A 1,702-nucleotide genomic window follows, 5' to 3' on the forward strand; every position below is an offset into this window, starting at 1 on the left:
GACCTCGTCGCGGCGAACATCGCCGCGTTCAAGGCGGGTTGGAACTACGGCGAGACCACCGACAGTTTCTCGGTCCGCTACGAAGTGAAACCCGCCAAGATGCTCCCGGGCACCTACCGCAACATCACCGGTAACGCCGCCCTGTCGTTGGGGTTGGTCGCCGCCGGGGTCCGCTCCGGACTACCCGTGTTCCTCGGCGCGTACCCGATCACCCCCGCCTCCGACATCCTCCACGAACTGAGCAAACACAAAAAACTCGGTGTGGTCACCATGCAGGCCGAAGACGAGATCGCCGCCGCCGGCGCCGCGTTGGGCGCCTCCTACGGCGGGGCCCTCGGCGTGACCACCACCAGCGGCCCCGGCGTCGCCCTGAAATCCGAGACGATCTCCCTCGCCGTCGCCCTGGAACTCCCCCTGGTCATCGTCGACGTGCAACGCGCCGGCCCCTCGACCGGCCTCCCCACCAAAACCGAACAGGCCGACCTGAACATCGCCCTACACGGCCGCCACGGCGAAGCACCCCTCGCGGTCATCGCCGCCCGCTCCCCGTCGGACTGCTTCCACGCCGCCCTCGAAGCCGCCCGCATCGCGATCACCTACCGCACCCCGGTGATCCTCCTGTCGGACAACTACGTCGCCAACGGCTCCGAACCCTGGCTCCTACCCGACGTCGACTCCCTACCCGACCTCCGCGTCGACTTCGCCACCACCCCCAACCACGACGACGGCACCACGTTCCTGCCCTACCTACGCGACCCCGACACCCTCGCCCGCCCCTGGGCGATCCCCGGCACCCCCGGACTCGAACACCGCATCGGCGGCCTCGAGAAAGCCGACAAGACCGGCGACATCTCCTACGACCCCACCAACCACGACTACATGGTCCGCACCCGCGCCGCCCGCATCCAGGCGATCCCCGTACCCGACCTCGACGTCGACGACCCCGACGGCAACGCCCGCGTCCTCGTCCTCGGCTGGGGCTCCACCTACGGACCCATCGGCGCCGCCTGCCGCGCCCTCCGCCACCGCGGCCACCCCATCGCCCAAGCCCACCTCCGCCACCTCAACCCCCTCCCCGCCAACCTCGGCGACGTCCTGCACGCCTACGACCGGGTCGTCATCCCCGAGATGAACCTCGGCCAACTCGCCCAGGTCATCCGCGCCCGACACCTGATCGACGCGATCGCCTACAACCAGGTCCGCGGCCTACCCTTCACCGCCGCCGAACTGGAGACGACGCTGGAAGAGGTCTGCAAAAATGCCTGAACCCACCACCCTGAAACTCACCACCAAAGACTTCAAATCCGACCAAGAAGTCCGCTGGTGCCCCGGCTGCGGCGACTACGCCATCCTCGCCGCCATCCAACAATTCATGCCCGAACTGAACATCCCCCGCGAAAACACCGTGTTCATCTCCGGAATCGGCTGCTCATCCCGATTCCCCTACTACATGAACACCTACGGCATGCACTCCATCCACGGCCGCGCCCCCGCCATCGCCACCGGCCTGTCCGTCACCCGACCCGACCTGTCCGTCTGGGTCGTCACCGGCGACGGCGACGCCCTCTCCATCGGCGGCAACCACCTCATCCACGCCCTCCGCCGCAACGTCAACCTCAAAATCCTCCTCTTCAACAACCGCATCTACGGCCTCACCAAAGGCCAATACTCCCCCACCAGCGAAACCGGCAAAATCACCAAA

General features: G+C 67.3%; 2 protein-coding genes. Both read left to right on the forward strand.

Annotated elements, in window-relative coordinates; translation table 11 throughout:
• Positions 1 to 1,266 (forward strand): 2-oxoacid:acceptor oxidoreductase subunit alpha (locus tag GA0070216_RS33515; RefSeq protein WP_091254927.1); only part of this gene is annotated, 1,266 nt, incomplete at its 5' end.
• A partial coding sequence (locus GA0070216_RS33520; protein ID WP_245722911.1) for a thiamine pyrophosphate-dependent enzyme occupies positions 1,259 to 1,702 on the forward strand: 444 nt, incomplete at its 3' end. The genes GA0070216_RS33515 and GA0070216_RS33520, both read left to right, overlap by 8 nt.

The sequence above is a fragment of the Micromonospora matsumotoense genome (assembly GCF_900091525.1).
Classification (GTDB): Bacteria; Actinomycetota; Actinomycetes; order Mycobacteriales; family Micromonosporaceae; genus Micromonospora; species Micromonospora matsumotoensis.